The organism is Sutcliffiella horikoshii (assembly GCF_002157855.1).
Classification (GTDB): domain Bacteria; phylum Bacillota; class Bacilli; order Bacillales; family Bacillaceae_I; genus Sutcliffiella_A; species Sutcliffiella_A horikoshii_C.
Map to the genome: position 1 here is coordinate 2,344,256 of NZ_CP020880.1, position 21,241 is coordinate 2,365,496.

Annotated in this window: 23 protein-coding genes; 11 read left to right on the forward strand and 12 right to left on the reverse strand. The window is 38.0% G+C overall.

The genetic code is table 11. The features are described 5' to 3' along the window. The first annotated feature begins 217 nt into the window (after positions 1–217). Positions 218–1,999, forward strand: a complete 1,782-nt coding sequence (locus B4U37_RS12040) for an extracellular catalytic domain type 1 short-chain-length polyhydroxyalkanoate depolymerase (protein WP_245839968.1) — start codon at positions 218–220, stop codon at positions 1,997–1,999. 424 nt (positions 2,000–2,423) lie between these two features. On the opposite strand, the gene B4U37_RS12045 is transcribed toward B4U37_RS12040, so the two are convergent. The 6 genes from B4U37_RS12045 to msrA form a co-directional block, all read right to left on the reverse strand. Beyond that, a complete protein-coding gene (locus B4U37_RS12045) occupies positions 2,424–3,470 on the reverse strand; it encodes a Ger(x)C family spore germination protein (protein WP_088018431.1) in 1,047 nt (348 codons plus the stop codon). Further along, on the reverse strand, positions 3,457–4,539 hold the full coding sequence (locus tag B4U37_RS12050; RefSeq protein WP_088018432.1) for a GerAB/ArcD/ProY family transporter: 1,083 nt from the start codon (positions 4,537–4,539) through the stop codon (positions 3,457–3,459). The genes B4U37_RS12045 and B4U37_RS12050 overlap by 14 nt, the downstream gene beginning before the upstream one ends. Continuing rightward, complete coding sequence (locus tag B4U37_RS12055; RefSeq protein ID WP_088018433.1) at positions 4,536–5,852, reverse strand: spore germination protein; 1,317 nt, start codon at positions 5,850–5,852, stop codon at positions 4,536–4,538. The genes B4U37_RS12050 and B4U37_RS12055 overlap by 4 nt, the downstream gene beginning before the upstream one ends. A gap of 364 nt (positions 5,853–6,216) precedes the next feature. Next, positions 6,217–6,648, reverse strand: a complete 432-nt coding sequence (locus tag B4U37_RS12060) for a GNAT family N-acetyltransferase (protein ID WP_088018434.1) — start codon at positions 6,646–6,648, stop codon at positions 6,217–6,219. A gap of 297 nt (positions 6,649–6,945) precedes the next feature. After that, complete coding sequence (locus tag B4U37_RS22220; RefSeq protein ID WP_088018435.1) at positions 6,946–7,095, reverse strand: hypothetical protein; 150 nt, start codon at positions 7,093–7,095, stop codon at positions 6,946–6,948. 228 nt (positions 7,096–7,323) lie between these two features. Continuing rightward, entirely contained in the window at positions 7,324–8,280 is a 957-nt protein-coding gene (gene msrA / locus B4U37_RS12070; RefSeq protein ID WP_088018436.1) for a peptide-methionine (S)-S-oxide reductase MsrA, read from the reverse strand. A 137-nt stretch (positions 8,281–8,417) separates the two neighbouring features. On the opposite strand from msrA, the gene B4U37_RS12075 reads away from it, so the two are divergent. Then, entirely contained in the window at positions 8,418–9,344 is a 927-nt protein-coding gene (locus tag B4U37_RS12075) for a CobW family GTP-binding protein (protein WP_088018437.1), read from the forward strand. 129 nt (positions 9,345–9,473) lie between these two features. Next, a complete protein-coding gene (locus tag B4U37_RS12080; RefSeq protein WP_088018438.1) occupies positions 9,474–10,319 on the forward strand; it encodes a protein-glutamine gamma-glutamyltransferase in 846 nt (281 codons plus the stop codon). A 183-nt stretch (positions 10,320–10,502) separates the two neighbouring features. Here B4U37_RS12080 and B4U37_RS12085 read toward each other — a convergent pair whose 3' ends face one another. Continuing rightward, positions 10,503–10,664: a Fur-regulated basic protein FbpA gene (locus B4U37_RS12085; RefSeq protein WP_088018439.1), complete on the reverse strand. Its 162-nt coding sequence runs from the start codon at positions 10,662–10,664 to the stop codon at positions 10,503–10,505. A gap of 189 nt (positions 10,665–10,853) precedes the next feature. On the opposite strand from B4U37_RS12085, the gene B4U37_RS12090 reads away from it, so the two are divergent. The 6 genes from B4U37_RS12090 (at position 10,854) to B4U37_RS12115 (ending at position 16,551) form a co-directional block, all read left to right on the forward strand. Continuing rightward, positions 10,854–11,177, forward strand: a complete 324-nt coding sequence (locus tag B4U37_RS12090; RefSeq protein ID WP_088018440.1) for a MerR family transcriptional regulator — start codon at positions 10,854–10,856, stop codon at positions 11,175–11,177. 115 nt (positions 11,178–11,292) lie between these two features. Then, positions 11,293–13,053, forward strand: coding sequence for a sensor histidine kinase (locus tag B4U37_RS12095; protein ID WP_088018441.1), 1,761 nt, complete (start codon positions 11,293–11,295; stop codon positions 13,051–13,053). Next, positions 13,046–13,774, forward strand: coding sequence for a LytR/AlgR family response regulator transcription factor (locus B4U37_RS12100; RefSeq protein WP_088018442.1), 729 nt, complete (start codon positions 13,046–13,048; stop codon positions 13,772–13,774). Before B4U37_RS12095 ends, B4U37_RS12100 begins: the two co-directional genes overlap by 8 nt. Positions 13,775–13,897: 123 nt before the next feature. Further along, positions 13,898–15,349, forward strand: coding sequence for a carbon starvation CstA family protein (locus B4U37_RS12105; protein ID WP_088018443.1), 1,452 nt, complete (start codon positions 13,898–13,900; stop codon positions 15,347–15,349). Between the two features lie 98 nt (positions 15,350–15,447). Further along, positions 15,448–15,696, forward strand: coding sequence for a hypothetical protein (locus tag B4U37_RS12110; protein ID WP_010193873.1), 249 nt, complete (start codon positions 15,448–15,450; stop codon positions 15,694–15,696). A gap of 102 nt (positions 15,697–15,798) precedes the next feature. Further along, on the forward strand, positions 15,799–16,551 hold the full coding sequence (locus B4U37_RS12115) for a DUF4397 domain-containing protein (RefSeq protein ID WP_157663778.1): 753 nt from the start codon (positions 15,799–15,801) through the stop codon (positions 16,549–16,551). A gap of 49 nt (positions 16,552–16,600) precedes the next feature. Here B4U37_RS12115 and B4U37_RS12120 read toward each other — a convergent pair whose 3' ends face one another. The 4 genes from B4U37_RS12120 to B4U37_RS12135 all read right to left on the reverse strand — a co-directional run bounded on the left by B4U37_RS12120 (position 16,601) and on the right by B4U37_RS12135 (position 18,973). Beyond that, the gene (locus tag B4U37_RS12120; RefSeq protein WP_010193870.1) at positions 16,601–16,729 is read right to left on the reverse strand and encodes a YjcZ family sporulation protein; all 129 of its coding nucleotides are present in this window, start codon (positions 16,727–16,729) and stop codon (positions 16,601–16,603) included. A 44-nt stretch (positions 16,730–16,773) separates the two neighbouring features. After that, the gene (locus B4U37_RS12125) at positions 16,774–16,866 is read right to left on the reverse strand and encodes a YjcZ family sporulation protein (protein WP_010193868.1); all 93 of its coding nucleotides are present in this window, start codon (positions 16,864–16,866) and stop codon (positions 16,774–16,776) included. Positions 16,867–17,471: 605 nt separating this feature from the next. Continuing rightward, a complete protein-coding gene (locus B4U37_RS12130; RefSeq protein WP_088018445.1) occupies positions 17,472–18,059 on the reverse strand; it encodes a YpmS family protein in 588 nt (195 codons plus the stop codon). 11 nt (positions 18,060–18,070) lie between these two features. Next, the gene (locus tag B4U37_RS12135; RefSeq protein ID WP_088018446.1) at positions 18,071–18,973 is read right to left on the reverse strand and encodes an SGNH/GDSL hydrolase family protein; all 903 of its coding nucleotides are present in this window, start codon (positions 18,971–18,973) and stop codon (positions 18,071–18,073) included. 120 nt (positions 18,974–19,093) lie between these two features. Between B4U37_RS12135 and B4U37_RS21985 the strand changes: the two genes are divergently transcribed. Next, complete coding sequence (locus B4U37_RS21985; RefSeq protein WP_010193857.1) at positions 19,094–19,237, forward strand: hypothetical protein; 144 nt, start codon at positions 19,094–19,096, stop codon at positions 19,235–19,237. Between the two features lie 24 nt (positions 19,238–19,261). Here the strand turns inward: B4U37_RS21985 and B4U37_RS12140 are convergent, their stop codons facing one another. Beyond that, complete coding sequence (locus B4U37_RS12140) at positions 19,262–19,837, reverse strand: SCO family protein (protein ID WP_425444112.1); 576 nt, start codon at positions 19,835–19,837, stop codon at positions 19,262–19,264. A 128-nt stretch (positions 19,838–19,965) separates the two neighbouring features. Between B4U37_RS12140 and B4U37_RS12145 the strand changes: the two genes are divergently transcribed. Further along, complete coding sequence (locus B4U37_RS12145; RefSeq protein WP_088018447.1) at positions 19,966–21,234, forward strand: MFS transporter; 1,269 nt, start codon at positions 19,966–19,968, stop codon at positions 21,232–21,234. Positions 21,235–21,241 lie beyond the last annotated feature (7 nt).

A 21,241-nucleotide genomic window follows, 5' to 3' on the forward strand; every position in this document is an offset into this window, starting at 1 on the left:
AGTGTAACTTCTACAACCTTTTCTTCCATGGACAGCTGGCTTCGTATAGAGCAGTAAGCCAAGGTCGGTTCCCACTCTGTTTGGCCAGCCCCCTGTTACAAAGAATCTTTCTTGTGCTTTTGTGATTACTCCTTTTTCTCAAACAAAGATTGTAACTCTTTTGTAACTCCTCTCTTATACACTTCAATTATCAATTTTAAGGGGTTGATTTCTTTTTATGTCAGGTAAACGTTTGTGGCTGATGTCGGTTGCTTTAGTATTGATATGTGCATGTACACTGTTTCCAGGTTCCTACTCTGCTGCAAGTCAGTTTATTAACGGTTCATACGGTGGCAAACCTTATAAGCTGTATGTTCCAAATGGGTACAGTTCCAACAAGAGCTACCCTTTATATGTCATGCTTCATGGGTGCACACAGGATGCCAGTCAGTTTGCCACTGGAACGAAGATGAATGCGCTGGCAGATGAGAAAAATTTCTTAGTTCTGTATCCGGAACAAACAAGCAGCGGAAACTCAAATAAGTGCTGGAACTGGTTTGAAACAGCACATCAGTCACGGGGAAGCGGGGAGCCTGCGATCATTGCCGGCATGGTAAATACGATAAAGAATAACTATTCAATTCAGGATAATCAAGTGTATGCAGCTGGACTTTCAGCTGGAGCTGCCATGAGTGTCATCATGGGGGCCACTTATCCTGATCTCTTTTCAGGTATTGGTGTCGGAGCAGGTCTCGAATATAAAGCAGCAACAAGTATGACCGGTGCCTTTACAGCGATGTCAAGCGGCGGTCCAAATCCAAGTCAGCAGGGAAATGCTGCCTATCAGGCAATGGGAAGTCGTGCAAAAGTAATGCCCGTCATAGTCTTTCATGGAACCTCGGACTATACGGTCTATCCTGTTAATGGTGATCAGGTCATATCACAATGGTCTATCACAAATGATTTAGCTCAGAACGGAACGAATGATGGCTGGATCAATGACCAGCCTGAGCGAACGGAGAACTTCACGGAGTCAGGAGGCAGAAGTTATAGTGTCAGTGATTACGAAGGCGGAGACGGAAATGTCTGGATGAAAAAGGTTACGGTCCAAAGCATGGGGCATGCCTGGTCCGGCGGTAGCTCACAAGGAAGCTATACCGACCCTCAAGGTCCTGATGCAAGTCGGATGATGTGGGAGTTCTTTGACTCTTTTACTAGTGACGGTGGTGGCGAAAGCGACACAACTGCACCGATTACTGCAGCAAATCCAAAGGGAGGGACGTATAACCAACCGGTACAGGTAACGCTACAAGTAAATGAAGAAGCTTCTACTCATTACACAACAGATGGCTCAGATCCGACCATTCAATCCGCATTGTACACAGAACCGATTCTAATCACAGAGAATACCACTCTTAGATTTTTTAGCCGTGACTCATCGAAGAACTCAGAGTCCATTAAGCAGGAAATCTATGTCATCGATGAATCCGCTCCTCCAAGTGAAGGCATATCAATCCCTTCACTTTCGTTGGAAGATGGATTTGCTGGCCAACTCACAGCTGATGGAAAAGGAATTGGCGACATCAAGGTAGGAGATAAAGGAATGTACAACACAGACACATATAGAGGCATTATTTCATTCGATACGAGCACTCTGGGGCAAACAACAATTGATTCTGCAGTCATCCGCCTATATACCAAGACCCTCACAGGAACGGTTTCATCGATTCAAGCTGATATCAAAAATGGAACCTTTGGTACCGCGGCGATTGAACAAAGCGATTATTCCGCAATTGCCAGCCTGAATAACATCGCAAGCATCCCATCACCTGCTGCCTCCGGGTACATCGATTTGGTCCTGCCGGCCAGCGCATTGTCGCATATCAATAAAAGTGGGAAAACTCAATTCAGACTGAAAGCCACAACCACTCCAGGCTTTAATAAAAACCAAATAGAGTTTTATGGAGGAGGAAATGACGCACTGTCCCCTGTTCTTATCATTAATGGGGCAAACGAATGATGTAAAGGGATAAAAACCTTAAATATTCTTCTAACCAGTCTTCTATATAATGACCGAATCAGAAAACGATTAGTGGGGCAACAACTAATCGTTTTCTTGATTTGCAGCCATTAGCACTATGCACCTATTTTACAGTTTGCCCTTGCCACGTTATGTTAAGTACATTTCCTCACAATCTCTTCCTAATTTTAGCATACTTCGTCCACTACGTTATTTAACAATCTTGCCCTAAAAAGTAAAGTGAGCGCCAATTCTTGTTCCAGAATGGCGCCCGTTTGTTTAACAAGAATTGAGGCCACAATTGGTGACTTTAATATAGGTTGATACCCACTAGATTAATTATAGATTGGCCGGTTAATTCTAGCGTATTGTTTTTATTGTTATCTTGCAATATATTCCAAAAAAAGAACATATAAATCCAATGTTACTCCATACTGGTGTGGACTTGAAAATCCACTTTTAAATCAGGATAATACCCTTCTCTCCATTTTTTTAAATCATCATATGGAATTTGATTTCGAAAATATTGACCAAATCCAAAAATATCAGTTTTGTTTTCTTGAGCTTTTTCAAACATCTTATTAAACCGTTCTTCAATAAGCTTTTCTAGGTCCTTTTTGATCCGTTCATTCGAGATTCCTGCTTCTCGTTCCAAAACGTGTATTTTTAACTTTACGTTAATAGACACTACGGGTTTATTACTTTCTATTAACGTTTTATTTTCGATGGCGCTACTTGTAACCATAACACTTGCAAAACCAACATTCTCTATTTTTCCTTTTGCATTTTTGTTTTGGAACAATTTAATTAATTGGGTTTCATTAGGGTCGATTCTTTGAGTAAGTTCACCCAATTTTAAGGCAACAGCGCCCTTATAATTTATTACCGTATCCTTTCCAGGATCAACAATAGGAATGGTTATATCTTCAGTGTATGAAAACATACTACGATACACTTCCCAAATACGAGTACTTAAAATCTCGGGTGCCCAGCCAGCCCCTTTGTTAAAAAAATCATATAAAGAAGTGGAATCAACACCTAGTTTGTCGTTAATATTTGACAACAGTTCCTCAATAGGAACATCTGTAAAAGCCAATTGTGCGTTTGTAGGAAATTCCCTTGAGGTCATCAAAAACGTCACAAGTTGCTTTAATTCTTCTTTGTTATCTGATAAATCCGATTGTATTATAACCAATCGCACATGTGAATAATCCACCGCATTTTCAGAGTTTGTTTTTATTTGTCCAAGGGCACTAGAAACATTTTCATCTATACTTGTTACTATTCTCGAAATTTCGCCGTCTTTTTTTGTTATGGGGATTTGCACCGTTACCTTATAGTCCTCATTGTTAACTTTGGAAATACCAATTACCAACGGGAGAACTCTTTTATCTATATCCTTAATATCCCAACATCCGCTGAGAAAGGTAACTAGAAACATTAACATCATCAAAGCTTTAACCCTCTTCATAAAACGCTGTTCTCCTTTTTATAATAAATCCATAGATATAAATCGTTAATGGAATTATTATCATAAAAAAGACCTGGGCCCCTACACTCCAAAAAAAGATTCTTTCTGTCCAAGCAAGACTTGGGACCATTAATGCACCTAAAAAAGCGACCACAGAAAAAGCAATAATCCAGTAGGAAATTTCAACCTTTATCCATCTTAATAATTTTTGCATAATTCTTCCAATAACCCAGAGTAAAACGGCATTCAGTATGACAGTGAAACCAATCAGCGATAAACCCAAGAACATTGATTGCTTATTTAAAAAGAACCAATCGACATCCACAGTATAAATTGCACGAACCATAGAAAAGGTCAATGAAATGGCTGATTCTTGACCAAATATCAATAGTGGGATATACACCGAAGAAAGAGAGAAGAACATTACACACATCCATGCTAGAAAAATGGAACGAAAAGTTAATGCAGTTTTGTATACCATGAATCCTAGGGGTAAGAAAGCCGAATATCCCATAAGATAGAAGAAATTTTTTTCTATTAAAAAATTAATAGAAGGTGGCCGTATCGGAGCTGCGTTGTACCAATCAATATTTATAAAGGAGGTGAAAGTTATCATTAATAACAAAGGAATAACCATAAAGAATATGAAAAAGGATGCACGAAGAATAGTCCCTAAACCTGTTAAGGCGATATATGTTGTGATGAAAAAGAGAAGTACCAATACTGGCCAGGAGGGGGTGCGCGGTAAAAATATCGAAATTATAACATCAGTATGTAAACGATTATTAATGGTAACCAAAACTGTTAAAGAAATTACAAATGGAATAAGAAGAATGAATGCAATTGGTTTGCCGATTTTCAAACAAATATCAATTACATCCTGTTGAGGAAAATAACTCAATCCTTTTATATAAATCCAAATTAAAAATAATTGAAGCAAACCTTGACAAAAAACCACTCCCCAATGTCCATAATTCGTTAGTTGCAAAATGAGATCCGGATAAAACAAATGGTTTAAACTTACATACATAATAATAAAGATAAATCCAATCTGTAATTTTTGAATCATTTAGCGTCACCTTTTCTATTAATATGAAACGTTGTGTAAGGGATACCGTTCGATTTTAAACTCGCCAGATATACAAGGATAAAAAGAAAACCAATAAACATACCTAGCAGCCCAAAAATAGAGGCCAAAATTAATATAGGGTATCTTAACAGACGGATGTACAAGGAATTTTGTATACCCGAAACCACTGAACCCGAAATGACAATTGCAGTAATTACAATTACTAATAATGGGCTCACTAATTTTGCCTCCACCATCGCCTGGCCAAGGATGATTCCTCCAACCATTGTGATGGTTGGACCTACACTTTTTGGAAGCCTCACAATCGCTTCAAGTGTTAAGTCTACTAAAACTACCATTGTAATAGTTTCAACTAATGCCGGAAATGGTATGCCTTGCCTACTTTCCGAGACAAATAAAGCCAGGTCTATTTTCAATGCCTCAGGATTGACAGATACGACAGAAACATATAATGCGGGAAGCAGGACATTTACAATTGCCCCGATGGCCCTTAGTGTTCGAATAACATACGCAATTACTGTTGGGTAATTTCGATCACTAGAAACATTAAACATATCCATTAAGGTTTGAGGAAATACAAGCGCAAAAGGATAATTATCTAAAAAGAGCACAACTCTGTTCTTTTTCAAGAAGTGAGTTGCCTCATTCGGTAATTCTGTCTGAAAAACATGACTTACGATACTGAACCTGCGCTCACCAAAATATTTATTGAGATCTTCTACCGTATCAATATCTGTGTCAATTTGGTTTATCTGCCTCTTAATTTCCCCAATTAGAGCATCCGGAGCTTTTCCCTTGATATAAAGCATTGATAGTTTTCTACTCTCAAATTCTCCAATTTCAAAGGAACCATGATACAGACGTTCAGTGTTCAACCGTTTTCTAATCAGCCCGATGTTAGTATCAATATCCTCGCCAAAGGCATCCACAGACGATAGAAGAGGACTTTCACTTAGAGGTTCAGCAATGCTTCTTGTTAGATTTCGGGAGATTGGATCGACTATGGCATTCCGTTCATCTTTCTCTGATACAATCACTAATTTCCCTTTTAATAACGCATGTATAATTTGCTCGGAATCAATTTCAAGCTGATCACTGAGGTTTATAAAAAGCTCTTGTACCGAAGCTGAAGTTCCTGCAATTTGGCGAACATACAATTTTGATTTGGTTAAATCAATTAGGGTGTTAAATCCCATAAGATAAATAGGTGTGCTATCTTTTATTTCCTTCTCCATGAAAAAATCAGCATGGTCAGAAAACATATTTTGTATTTCTTTAACCAAATTCTCCATTAGAATGCTCCTTAGATTTTGTGTCCAAGTTAATTTTGCCAATAAACGAAATTTTTATGTATGCTGTAACACTATATTCTCGGGCAATCCTTACTCTTATAATCTTGTAGAAACAAGTTAAACTTAATACCGTAATTTTGGAAAAGTTGTTCAACTAAACTGCTCTGTTCCGGAATAATTTAAAAATTCAAGAGGAACTATCTAATTTCCTTTTTCATTACAAAATATGTCCCTAAAATATAGAAAATGAGCGCTTATCCTTGTTCTAGGACCGCGCCCTTTTCTTGAATAATAAAGAAATATGATCGGTATTAACTAAAAATAATTTTCAATTAAAACTACCGAGAGTTGAAGAGGACCTCAGTTACTTTTTGTTCTTCCTAATTACTTTAAACATTCCTGTCATATTAGGAGAGTAGTCATTAAAATTATATTTTTCATAAAATTGAGTTTTTCCTTCTGATGCAAATAACCCTACAAATGCCTTAGCCGGTGCATTTTCTTCCAGATAACTTACTAACGCATCCATAATTTCGTTACCAATTCCTTTTCCCTGATGTTCAGGATGTACCACTACATCTTGGATATAAAAATAAATCACACCATCCCCAACAATTCTTCCCATTCCGATAATTTCATTACACTCTCTAACGGTAACTGAAAAAATTGAATTTTGGATTGATGTTTCAGCAACATCAAAATTCATATAATCTTCCCATCCCACACTCGAACATAAATAGATATATTCATCCAATGTTGGTTTTGTATTATTTAAAACTTCATATTTTCCTGCCATAAACTGTCCTCCAAAAAATCCAACGTTATTTACTCTTATTTACTCATTAAATATAGAATTTAAATACTAGAAATAAAGTAAAATTTACATTACCTTCTACATTTCTATCCGTTAATTCCGTCTTATTCAAGAATGGCGCCCTGATAATTGAATAACCAGAAAAATGATTATAATAATTCTTTAAGTTTTCTACAAACCTCGTTAATTACAATAGTTGTAGTATCAATATTAAAATCAGACCTTACTTCGAATAAGAAAAACATAGGGAGATTTAGTCTTCCTATGTTTCCATTCATATTATTTATCTGTTAGTTTTTGCTTCTTTTTCAAATACTCCGCACGTATTTTTTCAAGTTGCTGCTTTTTATCAAATTTAGCAGGTGTCTGTTTTTCATGAAACTTTGCCACAGCTACTTTACCTTTGTTATCCAATTGATACTTCCCCACTTTGTTCACCTACTTCTATTGTTCTAAAAAAATCTATTCAACAAATATAATACCTTATTTTAATGAAGTAAACCGCCTTTTTTATCAACTGGAGAATGATATACCCTTGTTGATTGGAGTGGAAGGCGCGAAGACGCCCGCAGGCAAGCGAAGCGCCTGGAACGGAAATCAACATGTTTTCTAATTCATAAAAAAAGGAGTGTGATGTACACTCCGTTCTATGAATCATTATGAAAATAACTTTTTGTATTCTCCATAACCCTCTTGTTCAATTTGGCTCACAGGGATGAATCTTAGGGCAGCAGAGTTAATGCAATACCTTAAACCGCCTTTGTCTACAGGACCGTCCTCAAACACATGACCAAGATGCGAATCTCCCTCTTTGCTTCTAACTTCCGTCCGTACCATTCTGTGACTTACATCCATCTCTTCTTTTACTTGTTCTTTGTTTATCGGCTTGGTAAAGCTTGGCCAACCGCAACCCGCATCATATTTATCAAGAGAAGAGAATAATGGCTCCCCTGAAACTATGTCAACGTAGATTCCTTCTTCTGTATGATTCCAGAACTCATTTTTAAAAGGTGGTTCCGTGCCGTTATTCTGTGTAACCTCATACTGCATAGGGGTTAGCTTCTTTTTCAAGTCTTCACTTTTATCTTTTTTCCAATGGTCTTTAATAAATGCCGCCCTCCCAGATCCTGCTTGATACATCTTGTAGCGGAAAGGATTTTTCTTGTAATAATCTTGGTGATACTCTTCCGCTGCATAGAATGGTTTGGCAGGAAGTATTTCTGTTACGATTGGATCTTTAAATCTCTCACTTTGGTTTAAGTCTTGCTTGGATTTTTCTGCGATTTCTTTTTGTTCATTGGAATGATAGAAAATGGCGGTACGATACGAATCTCCACGGTCGTGGAATTGGCCACCTGCATCTGTGGGATCAATTTGGCTCCAGAAAACGTCTAGTAATTTTTCATACGGGAATATTTCAGGATTGAACGTAATTTGTACCGCTTCATAATGGCCTGTCGTCTCCGAACAAACCTCTTTATAAGTAGGATTTTCTTTATGTCCACCTGTGTAGCCCGAGACTACTTCTTCTATTCCATCCTGTTCGTCAAAAGGTTTAACCATACACCAAAAGCAACCTCCGGCAAACGTTGCTTTCTCTAATTTATTCATCATGTAGTACCCACCTTTTTATAAAATATATTTACGTGAATTATAGCAATATCAGTGAGGATTTCCTAATGGAATGCTCGGATTACAGAAAGATAATAGGTATGGTAAAATGAGGTTACATAATTCAGGAGGTACCGTTTATGAGCAAAAAAGTTGAAGTTTATATATTAGCAGGGTTTCTTGGGAGTGGGAAGACTACCCTTTTGACTCAAATGCTGCAACAGGAACAAGCGGAAAATAGAAAAGTGGCGGTGGTAATGAACGAGCTTGGCAAAGTCTCCATCGATTCCGATTCCATACCGGACGAAACCCCACTGTCTGAATTATTTGACGGCTGTATATGTTGTACGATTCAGGAAAAATTGGAATCCACTATGCAGGGGCTTTTACTAGATAAAGATTTGGATGCCATTTACATAGAGACGACAGGTGCGGCACACCCAATAGAAGTGCTGGACACAGTTCTTTCCCCTATTTTCGCTAACAAATTTTCTGAAGCTCGTATAATCACCCTTTTAGATGTCTTGCGATGGAAAGATCGTGACAACCTTTCTATTCAAGTAAAACAGTTGATAAGAGAACAAGTGAAACATGCAGATATGCTTATTTTAAATAAGACGGATTTAGTAAGTGAATCAGAAGTTTCGAACATTGTGTTTGAATTACAATCCATCAATCCACATGCTTCCACACTGCTAACTACCTATGCTAAAATTCCGGAAAACAGCTGGAAGCGAACGAAACAGATAGAAAAAGGAAGTCATTCTAGTGCACATGTGAAGGATTCTCTTCATTTGAAAACATTCGTGTATCAATTTTCCAATAAAATAGACTTAGATGAGTTTGAAGACTGGCTTAGAAACCTACCTGACTCCGTTTACCGCATCAAAGGGTATCTTACTTTCGATCATTCAAACAGTATTTATTTGTTTCAATATTCTTATGGCACTCCACTGTATTTAAAAGAGTTGGTTAAAGTTCCATTGAATCTTGTCATTATTGGTGAAAACTTGGACGTAGAGTTATTAAAGGAACAATTACAGTCCTTAGATAAAAATAAGCAATAATCGAAAGTGCTGTGTAAATCGTGAAGGTTTGCACAGCACTTTTGATGTTTATTCAATCATGAATGCCATTAACTTGAATATGTTAATTAGTAATGAGGATTATACTGTATTTGTGAAAAGAGGGATGACATGATTGTCATAAACGGAGAATCAATTACAGAAAGTACTCTTTCTAATCTAGAAGGTCTTGAAAAGACCATTTTTCAACGCTTACTTAATGATTCAGAGGTATATTCTTATGATTCTATGGAGGAATTAAGATTTGAGATAGCCTTACGGAATAATATTGTAGCAAGTGCCGCATTAATGGCACAAGGAGAAGCACGCTTTGAAACGTTTGCTGGTTCACAAGGCAACCCTGCTTATTGGAATATAACGGAGACTGGCGGCTTTTTATTACGAGAAGATGTCAATCCATCAGATGCCATAACCGATATTCTTGAAAACAGTCAATTTTATGCGTATGAGTGCGCAACTGCCATCCTTATTCTCTATTATCACGCCATCTTAAATACAATCGGGCCTAAACTTTTTAATGAATACTTTCAAGACTTGTTACTTTACAGCTGGCATTTTGATTCAGATCTTGTCATGCAATCTGTCTACACTTACTATACGATTCCTGGTGATGTTGTTTACTTTAAAAACCCTGATTTCAATCCACTGACCTATTGGTGGAGAGGTGAGAATGCCGTGGTGATGGGTGACGATTTGTATTTTGGGCACGGACTTGGAATAAAAGATGAAGCCTATATCATTGAGTTTTTGAATGGCACCAGAAAATTAGATGCTACTAAGCCCGCTTATCTGAGTGATTATGTTGCCCGCCCATCTTTTACACATTTGGCAAAGTTATTTTCGCAACAAAATAGACGAACCAAACACCAACATCCTGTCATTATCCACCGCAAGAATTCCATTTCCCTCGATCGGTATTTGTTCTACTTGTATCGATCTTACCTTCCTAATCAATAAAGGCCAGCTCCCACGTTGGAGCCGGCCTCTTTTATTTAGAATTTTGGACAAACCTCAATATTTCCAAAGCACGGTCTCCTTCTTTTCTAAGAAGTTCCTCCCATATTTGATCTCGTCGGCAATCCAGTTTAATAATATCATTAGCAAGTTTAAATGAATCAGTATTTAGAAACCCCTGCAACTTTATCTCCTCCCTTTTTCAATTAAATTCGTATATTCTTTTTTCAATTCACTTAACGTGTAGGTGGAAAGAACACTATGATTCATGAAAAAACCCGCATTAACAAGTTTGGTTATATAATACTCTTTGGCATCCTTGATAGCCTTGTTTAGTATCTTTGCCATTCCACTCACCTCTCTTTATTACAGTTTAATTAACATATAAGTTGAATTCTTTATTTCTGTCAGAAGTTATCACACGGAAAATATAAAAAACATCATTTAAGTGTAAGGTTTTCTTACAAACACACAGGAGTTCACGAAAGAAATGTACTATAATAACTGTAAGAGCTCTAGAATAGGATGTGAATGGCTATGACACAGGAAGATCCATCTTTGAAAGAGAGAAAAGTCATTTCAATTGGCACGGTACGCGATCTTACTGGTTTATCAGAAAGACAGATTAGATATTACGAGGAAAGAAAGTTAATCTTTCCTGCCAGATCAGGCTCGGGCATTCGCAAGTATTCCTTCTCTGATGTCGAAAGGCTGATGGAAATTGCCAATCAGATGGAAGAAGGCGTCCAGACTCATGAAATACGCAGAGAGTGGAAAAAGAAAGAAAAAGAGAATGAAAATTGGAAAAAACAAATGTTAAAAGGGCAAATACAAGCGCATTTTAAACAAAATAGAAACTAAGCATGATTATCTCCTTGGAGGAAATCATGCTTTTTTCTGTAACTGAATTTAATCTTAACGGAAAGGTTTGGTTATGCTACCATTAGCACATCAGGTTTTAAGTGGGGCGTGAAGTATGTTTGAATTATTGTTAACCATGTTAGAGCGACTTGGTATTATTGTAACCGTTGCTTTTATCATGACTAGGCTATCTTTCTTCAGACAGTTGATCAATCGGCAGCAAATTGATAGAAAACAGCAAGCATATGCTATTCTGTTTTTTGGCTTTTTCGGTATTATCGGTACTTATACTGGTCTCGCTTTTAGTACGGAAACATTAGGTTTCAATCGTTGGATCACGGAACTAAACGATTCAGAGGCAATTGCTAACTCCCGTGTGATAGGAATTGTGATGGCTGGTCTTCTCGGTGGATATAAAGTGGGAATTGGCGCAGGGTTGATTGCTGGTATACATCGCATGAGTCTTGGTGGTTTCACTGCTTTTTCATGTGGCTTTTCTGCTGTAGTAGCAGGCCTTTTGGCAGGTTTCATACGAAGCAAGTATAAGGGGAAAAGAATCAGCGTTGCAGTTGCGCTTCTGACCGGAGCATTAGCTGAATCCATTCAGATGGGCATCATTCTCCTTAGTTCTCAACCATTCTCGAAGGCTCTCGCCCTTGTGGAAAGTATCGGACTTCCCATGATTTTTGCTAACGGGGTTGGGTCTGCCCTCTTTTTCCTCATCATCTTAACCGTCATTAACGAAGAGGAAAAAGTGGGAGCAGTACAAGCTCAAAAAGCCTTGTCGCTAGCAGAGAATACATTGACACACCTCAGAAAAGGATTAACGCCGGAATCTGCTAAAGAGACGTGCAAGATAATTTATCGGGAAGTAAATGCCAGTGCTGTAGCCATAACAGATATGGAGAAGATTCTGGCACATGTAGGATTGGGCAATAATCATCATAAAGCCCTCTCCCCCATCCAAACTCATAGCACGAAACAAGTACTGAGATACGGAAATTTGTTGGTAGCAGGTAAAAATGACATACAGTGTCAGGACCCGTCTTGTCCACTTGGTGCTGTGGTTATTGCTCCGTTAAAGAAAAGGGATGAAACAGTGGGAACACTCAAATTTTACTTTTCTTCAGACAAAGAAATAGATAATGTGGTCATCCAGTTAATAACCGGACTCAGTTCCCTTATGAGTCATCAGTTGGAAATTTCTGAAGCTGAAAATGCATCCAAACTAGTAAAGGAAGCTGAAATCAAAGCTCTTCAAGCTCAAATCAGCCCCCATTTTCTCTTCAATTCTTTGAATGTAATTGTTTCATTAATTCGCACCGATCCTAAGAAAGCAAGAAAACTACTGATTTCTCTTTCACATTTCTTTCGTCAAAACCTGACGGCGACAACTGCAAAATGGACCACTGTCCAGGAAGAGTTAAAACATGTTCAGGCATATTTGTCTGTAGAGGAAGCCAGGTTTTCCGATCGTCTTACCGTAACCTATCATGTTGATGAATCAGCGCTTTCCTATCTTGTTCCTCCCCTTTCCTTGCAGCCAATTGTTGAAAACGGGGTTAAACACGGACTTAAAGACAGGGAGGAAAATGCACATTTAATTATCGAAATAAAAGAGCGCGAATCTGATATTTACATCTCTATAAGCGACAATGGAATAGGCATGACCAGGGAAAGAATAAGTGAACTTGGGCAAGATCAGGTCTCTTCCCCTACTGGTACTGGGGTTGGCCTTTACAATATTAATAAAAGACTTATAATGATGTTTGGCAATCAAGCAAAATTGCATTTTAATAGTGAAGCAAGCATTGGTACCACTGTTTCTTTTACCATTGCCAAAAAATTAAATAAGGATGATAAAACAAATGGATAACATAAAAACAATCATCGTGGACGATGAACCATACAGCCGTGATGAACTAAAGCATTTATTAGAAGAGCATGATTGTCTGCAAGTAATAGGAGAAGCAGCAACAGGTGAAGACGCTCTTTTACTCTGCATGCAACATCAACCCGATGTCGTCTTTTTAGATATAGAAATGCCAAAAATGAACGGCTTGGATGTCGCCAAGCATTTAAAAGAGTTAAAAAAGTCACCTCTTATTGTTTTTGCCACTGCCTTTCCTAATTTTGCAGTGGATGCTTTTCGACATGAAGCGGTTGATTATCTATTAAAACCTTTCGATGAGGAGCAATTATCCCAAACCGTGTGCCGACTTATTAAACATTTAGCACCAGAAAAGGAAACTCAACAACAACCTGCTTCCTCTAAGCTGGCAGTGGAATATGAAAATGAAATTTATTACCTAGATCCTCTTGATATCCTTTATATCAGCAGAGACGATCGAATTTCACGAATACATACAAACACCCGCAACTTTGAGTCAAAACTCGCTTTAAAGGACTTGGAGGAAAGATTGCAAGTCTACCCATTTTTCCGGATACATAAAAGCTATCTTGTTAATCTAAATTATGTGACAAAATTGACACCTTGGTTCAATGGCGCATATATGCTGGAGCTTACTGGCAGCTCCGAAAAGCTCTCTGTAAGCCGTAATTACGTAAAAGCATTAAGAAAGAAACTCGAACTATAACATGTCAGTATTCGATACCGACATGTTATTTCTGTTTTTGCACATCTTGGCCACTCAAACAACAAATGAAAGCCTTTTCATTTATAATGAGGATACTCCATAAAAGAGAAAGGGGTCTTCATTTTGTATACATTCTTAACAGGTATTGCCTTATTAATAGTAGGTTATTTTATTTATGGTAGATTTGTAGAAAAAGTTTTCGGTATTAAAGATACTAGAAAAACACCCGCTTATTCCAATCAAGACGGGGTTGATTATCTTCCGTTAGGTCAAAATAAAAATTCCTTGATTCAGTTATTAAATATAGCAGGGGTCGGACCAATATTCGGACCGATCTTGGGTGCACTATATGGTCCAGTGGCATTTTTATGGATTGTCTTAGGGTGTATTTTTGCCGGGGCGGTTCATGATTACCTGACTGGTATGATATCCATTCGAAACCGCGGTGCCCATTTGCCTGAACTTGCCGGTAAGTTCCTCGGAAAATTTATGAAGCATACAGTCAATGCATTTGCTATCTTACTTTTACTTTTAGTTGGAACCGTTTTCGTAACGGCGCCGGCGGGATTAATTCATACGCTAGCAGAAGGAAAAGTTGCACTAGGTATAATTATTTTAGCTATTTTCATCTATTATATTTTCGCAACAATGCTACCGATTGATAAGGTCATCGGTCGCTTATATCCTATTTTTGGAGCACTATTATTAATAAGTGCTTTAGGTGTGGGAATATCATTAGTTGTGACAGGAGCTCCAATTCCCGAATTAAGTTTCACCAATATGCACCCAGATAACGTGCCTATCTTCCCATTATTATTCTTAACTATTTCATGTGGGGCACTTTCTGGTTTCCATGCAACGCAAACACCTATTATTTCCAGAACTACTCAGAATGAAAAGCAAGGCCGTCGAATTTTTTACGGCATGATGATTGCAGAAGGTATCATTGCCATGATCTGGGCAGCAGCAGGTATGAGTTTGTTCAATGGGTCGGCAGGATTGAGCGAAATCTTAGCCAATGGTGGACCTGGTGCAGTTGTAAGTGAAGTTTCTGTAACAATGCTTGGAGCTATCGGTGGAACGATGGCGGTCATCGGGGTTATTATCCTTCCTATTACATCTGGTGATACTGCTTTCCGCAGTGCTCGCATGATTATTGCTGATTACTTCAATATTTCACAAAAGAAAATTTTCAGCCGAATTTGGATTGCAGCTCCTTTGTTTGTCATTTCATTTGTACTGACGAAAATTGATTTTGAATTATTATGGAGATACTTCTCTTGGGCAAATCAATCCACCGCTGTTATAGCATTATGGGTAGGCGCCATGTATCTATTCATTGCTAGGAAACAATATTATATTGCCATGATTCCAGCAATATTTATGACAATGGCAACAACGACATATATATTAAATGCTCCAATAGGCTTCCGTTTACCAATTGAAGCATCATATATCGGTGCTGCTATGTTTACAATCATTATTATTGGGTTGTTCTATGTAAAAGCTATTGCAGCTAGAAAGACAGATTTCGAACTTGATTCAAATGATATCTCAAACGAAAAAGCAGCATGATTTACAAACGGTTCTACTTTAGTAGGACCGTTTGTTTTTGGTTTCGCATAAAAATTACCTGGTTTGAAAAAGCTACTATTAAAGGAGGCGGATTTAATATGGCATCCCCATATCTATGCCCAAATTGTAAAACTAACCGTTCACGTTTTAACATCATCGAACAAGTGGCAAAATCCGTAAAGTTAAATCCTCAATCAGGTGAGGTTGTGGAGGAATATACATCCGGCACCATGGATCCTTTTCATATCCCTTATAAAGGGCCTTCACAAAAAATCCAATGTGCTACTTGTGGCAATGTAGATGAGGAAATCACTTTCATCAAGCATGCAGAATACCAAAAAGGATAAAAGGCGCACCTCGCCTTTTATCCTTTTTTCTTAGTAATGCGTAATATTGTTAATATTTCACTTTTCTTTGCATATCCATTTAGCATCAGGAATAAATGGAGGGTGTATGCAAACATGAACCATGATGAAAATTACTTCCTCGCAGGACAATATCAATTACTGGCTGATTATTATAAATATATAGATCCACAACGTCATATTTATTTTTATCATATGCACTACTTTCATCTGCAGCAATGGGTGAATTCTATTCAGGAACCACCCAAAAGAAACCCTGAAGCGAGTGTTAGCTCACGATTAAGAGTCCTCCATGCATCCCCAGGAACAGCGGCAGTGGATGTTCATGTAAATAACAATCCAAGATGGACAGATCTCCGTTATACGAACAGCAGCAGTTATGTAGAAATAAAACCAACTAACATTAAAATAGAAATTTTCCAAAGTGGTGAAAAACTATCTGAAGGTACCCTTCAGGCAAGCACTGGTAAGTCTTTTACTGTTGCAATAGCTGGTACAAGGGATAGTCTTCAGCTAATACCTGTAGAAGATGATCCGTCTATACCTCAAAGTGAATCTAAGCTGCGTTTTTGGCACTTGTCCCCTGATGCACCGTCTGTTGATATTGGGGTCAAGAAAGGCGATGTAGTTTTTTCTGATATTCCTTATACCGGCATATCAGACTATCTCGGACTTACGCCGATGACTGTCGATCTTGAAGTACGAATTGCAGGTACAAAAGATATCGTACTCCCCCTAAACAGGGTAAGCTTGAAACCGGATGTTTCTTATACCATCGTGGCTGTTGGACTTGTCAACAATCGTCCACCTTTGGAAGCAATTTTTTTAGCGCCATAACATGGAAAATGCTCAATCAACTTGTGATTGAGCACCATTTTCTATTTCATTAGCACCAAGCAGCACCAACGATGATTAATAGAATAAACAATACTACGATTAATACGAAAGAGCTTCCGTAACCACCGCCGTATCCTGCACCTGCTACTTGACCGTAACCGCAACCACACCAACTCATAGCTGTCACCTCCTCTACAAAAGGAACTTATCGAACATTAGTAATTAATAGTGGAGGACTCCCGCACCAACAATCACCAATAAAATAAACAGAACAACTATTAACGCGAAGCCTGATCCATAACCAGAACCACCCATGCTCTACACCTCCCCCTCTTTCCTAATACATAATGTATTCATGGGGAGCGTAATGGTAAAGGCATATGCCCAGTTCCAAAAAAATTGGGTGGATTATATTACTAAGCCCCTTGGCGCTGTAGCACCAAATAAATTTTATAAAATAAAAATGGTTTAAAAAGATAAATAAGAATATAGTACCGTTGATTTCCGTTCCAGGCGCTTCGCTTGCCTGCGGGCGGTCCGGGAGCCTCCTCGTCTTCGCCTGCGGGGTCTCCCCTGTCCCTTCCTCCCGCGGGCGTCTACGCGCCTTCCACTTCAATCAACAAGGTGACCTCATTTATCGAAGGGTATTTGAAAAGAAATCTGATCGAGTTACCGCAATAAGCATTAACGAATTGTTTAAGTAACTTTCAGCTGTGGATTGGAGCAAATGGCGTAGACTCCAGCGGGGGAGTAACGGTAGGTTGAGACCCCGCAACGAAGTGAGGAGGCTCAAGCACCGTCCCGCGGAAAGCGAAGCTATTTGCGGAAAGGAACAGCGGCGATTAATCAACCAACCAAAATTTTTTAGCTTTTTTCAGCTTAAAAAGGACCGGGCAGTCTATGCCCGATCCTTTTTAGAGTTAGTCCTCAACAGGGACTAAGAGTTTGAATTCGATGTCGTCGCGTTCGACATCGAATTTTGTGAATTCCACTTTTGTATCACTTTGTAGCTCGAGTTCTTGCAAAGAAACATAGATGCTCTGTTCATTCGGTATAATCTTTACCCATGGTGGTAATGGATAATTATCACCGACATACTTTAAAACCATGGACACAGGTACTTGCAGCCTTCCAATCGACATGGAGTCCTGTTTTAATACAACATCGCCGTTTTCTTGCACTTCAGGAATAAATGTCATGGTCAGGGGAATGTCTCTTTCAAACACAGTCATTTCACCCCTGAGCTCCACTCTGTCAGTCAGTACCACTTCATAATTCAAAGGGCGTCGCGTTTCTCTTTCCAAATAATAACGTATAAGTTCATTTAAGTCTTCTTTATCAGACTGGATGGTAAATGCGACCCTTTTCCGATCATCTTCCCTGCTGGATAGGTTGAATTTCGAGTGTTTAGGCAATAGCACCAAAAATATAGCGATTCCGGCAATCAAAATATTTATAACAAGCAAGCTTAGAAATGCCGTTTTCCAATTTATAACTTTTTTCACCATAATCCTCTCCACTACTCTTCTTCTAACATCTCTTCCAATGAGGTCTCCTCATTAAATCGTTTTATTTCATTAATAATGTTAATACCTATTAATTGATACCCTTTTTGGTTCGGATGAAACTGATCATCATCAAGTAAATTCTCTTCAGGGTCAATAAAGATGTCCTGTATAGGTACATAGGCTGTATTAGGATATTCATCAAGAATTGAAATGGTTGTAGCATTCCAATTAGTCACTACCTCATTCATTTCTTCTATTTCTTGAAAAAAGTGATAAAAAGGATTGAATAGTCCTACAAGGTAAATTCTGCTGGAGTCATTATGTTTTCTGACTTCCCCTAGGACGCTATCCAGTCTTTCGGCATAAAATCCTTGTTCTTTATCAAAAAGTGAAAAGGTTAAATCTAAGAAATTTTCACGGATAACCTTCATTAAATCATTTCCGCCAACTGTCATGAAGATCACATCGGCTTCTGCAAGAGCCTCTTGCACTTCTGGGTCTTCAAGTCTTTTTAAAAGATGATTTGTACGGTTTCCCCTGACACCAAGATTGGTGACACTTACGTTATCGATATATGGTTTAGCTTCATAATGTTGCTTGATAATGGAAGTGAATCCGCCTTTTTGAGACTCATCTCCAACCCCTTGCGTAAGGGAATCGCCGAAAAAGACCAACTTAAAGGACCTGTCAAAAAACTCTTCCGTAACTTCCTCTTTTTCTTCGATATTTATTATAGTATTCTGATTCTCCACAGACTCTTCTTTAAAAAAATCTTTAAAAAGTTTTCTCTCACTTTGGCTTTCTCTTCTTTCTTTCGCTTTTTCTAAAACGTAACTGGAAGAATTTTCTGCAGAACAACTAACCATACTAATTATTATAAGGCCCAGTAAGGCTATTTTCCAAAATTTAACCATCAGGCATTCTCCTTATTGTTTTTAAGGAATTAAATCGTTACTTACATTATACGACAGTACACTTTTTATAACATACTATAGTGTATTTTTCAAAAATGAAAAGGTTAGGAGGCTTTCAAATTGAAGGAAAAAGAAATACTTGCTTGCAACGAAGAGGTTTCCAAAGAGCTCTTTTCAAAGGAATTACATGTAATAGTCACTGATGGATTGAGTGCCAGCAGAGAAGAAGAGCTTGATAAAAAACAAAAGGATCACTCGGAATAAAAAAGAGTGATCCTAACTACTTCATTATTGACTTAAGAGAATTTCTACATGTTCCAATATTTCCTCGTAAGGGACATCCAACCCGTCATAACTTTTTATGATTGTCCCTTCTTGGTCAATTAAATAAAAACTGGTTCCATGGACTACTTCTCCTCCGTTTTTGGGTTTAGCTACAATTGTTTTGAAGTTATCCATTCCAAACGCTTCTATCTCTTCTTGAGTATAGCCTGTTAAAAAGTCCCAAGAAGTATAATCCGCTTCAAAGTTATCTCCAAACTCCTTAAGTACTTCAGGACTATCAACTTCAGGATCAACAGAGAAAGATAGAAATTGAACATCTAATTGTTCTTCATCGGCCATCCTTTGCAACCTGGCCATGTTGGCCGTCATGGGAGGACAAACAGTTGTACAGTTGGTAAAGACCAAATTTGCGACTGTGACTTCACCTTTCAAATCCTCTAAACTAACCTGCTCGTTATCTTGATTTATGTACTTAAAATTTGCCAGTTTCCAATCTGTAGTATCTGGTATATTACCACCACAAGCAGCCAGAATGACAGCAGATAATCCAATTACCAGTATTTTACTATAATTTAACACGTGCTTCACCTTTTTTCACTTGGTATTTTCCATTTTCATTCAAATCGTACCATTTATCACTGGGATATAAAAGGCACTGCTCATCAAATTCATAAAAAAATCACATTTACTACGCTGGAGGTATATAGATGCGAAGAGAATCGGAGAATATTAGTATTTTTTCCATCACGTCTACTTCCTTTATTCTTGTGCTTGGAAATTCTATGCTTATTCCAGTGCTGCCTGAAATCCGTCATGATCTTCACCTGACTCAAGTACAAGCCAGCCTTATCCTATCGATATTTTCCATCGCGGGAGCAGTCACCATCCCTTTCATCGGCTATTTGTCAGACAGGTTCTCCCGAAAGCATATTATCCTTGCATCTCTTTTGCTTTATGGTATTGGCGGATTGGTTTCAGGTACAGCTTCCATCCTACAAACATCTTTTTCATTTGAGGGAATCATTTTTGGCAGGGTTCTTCAAGGGATAGGCTCGGCTGGTACAGCTCCAATTGCAATGGCAATAGTGGCAGATTTGTTTTCAGGAAGTAAACAGTTGAAGGTATTGAGTTTAATGGAGACAACCAATAGTATGGGGAAAGTAGTATCACCTTTGATTGGAGCACTTATAGCACTGTTCATGTGGTATTATATTTTCTTTGTCTTTCCTCTTGCTTGCAGTATTTTGTTTATATTGTTCTATTTTTATGTTAATGACGAGGCTTCATCTTCTGAAAAATTGGTTTTCAAGAAATATGTAAGCCATTTAGCAGGGGTTATGAAAGAGAATAAGTTTTATTTACTTACTAGTTATAGTGCAGGTGCACTTTGTCTTTTCCTGCTTTTTGGCATTTTATTTTATTCTTCTGACCGTTTGGAGAGTCAGTTTGAGACGCATGGATTTATGAATGGGGTTATACTGTCTTTCCCGCTTTTGTTTTTGACGGTTGCTTCTTTTCTTACTGGAAATGTAATTGGAAAGTTCAGCAACTACATCAATCGAATTCTTATTGTGAATTTTTTGCTTCTGAGTCTTTTTCTACTAGTGATAATGCTTAATGAAAGCCTTTGGTGGACAATTTTGATCATTTCTTTTATTAGTACTTCCATTGGTATTGTTTTACCATGTATGAATGCCATCATCACTAATTCTGTAAGAAAAGAAGCGCGAGGATTTGTGACGGCTCTGTACGGTTCGGTCAGATTTGTCGGTATAGCGCTTGGACCTATTGCGTTTGGCTATTTTATGGAAGTCTCTATTTCCACGAAATTTATGTTATCTTCATTACTCTGCCTAATACAAGCCGTCCTTTGCTTCTTTTATTTAAACAAGAAAGATAAGAACATTTCGTTTCAGACCATCATCAACTGGTTTTCCATATTCCACATACCATCAAGAAAAAAGCAAAGAGGCTGACTTTACT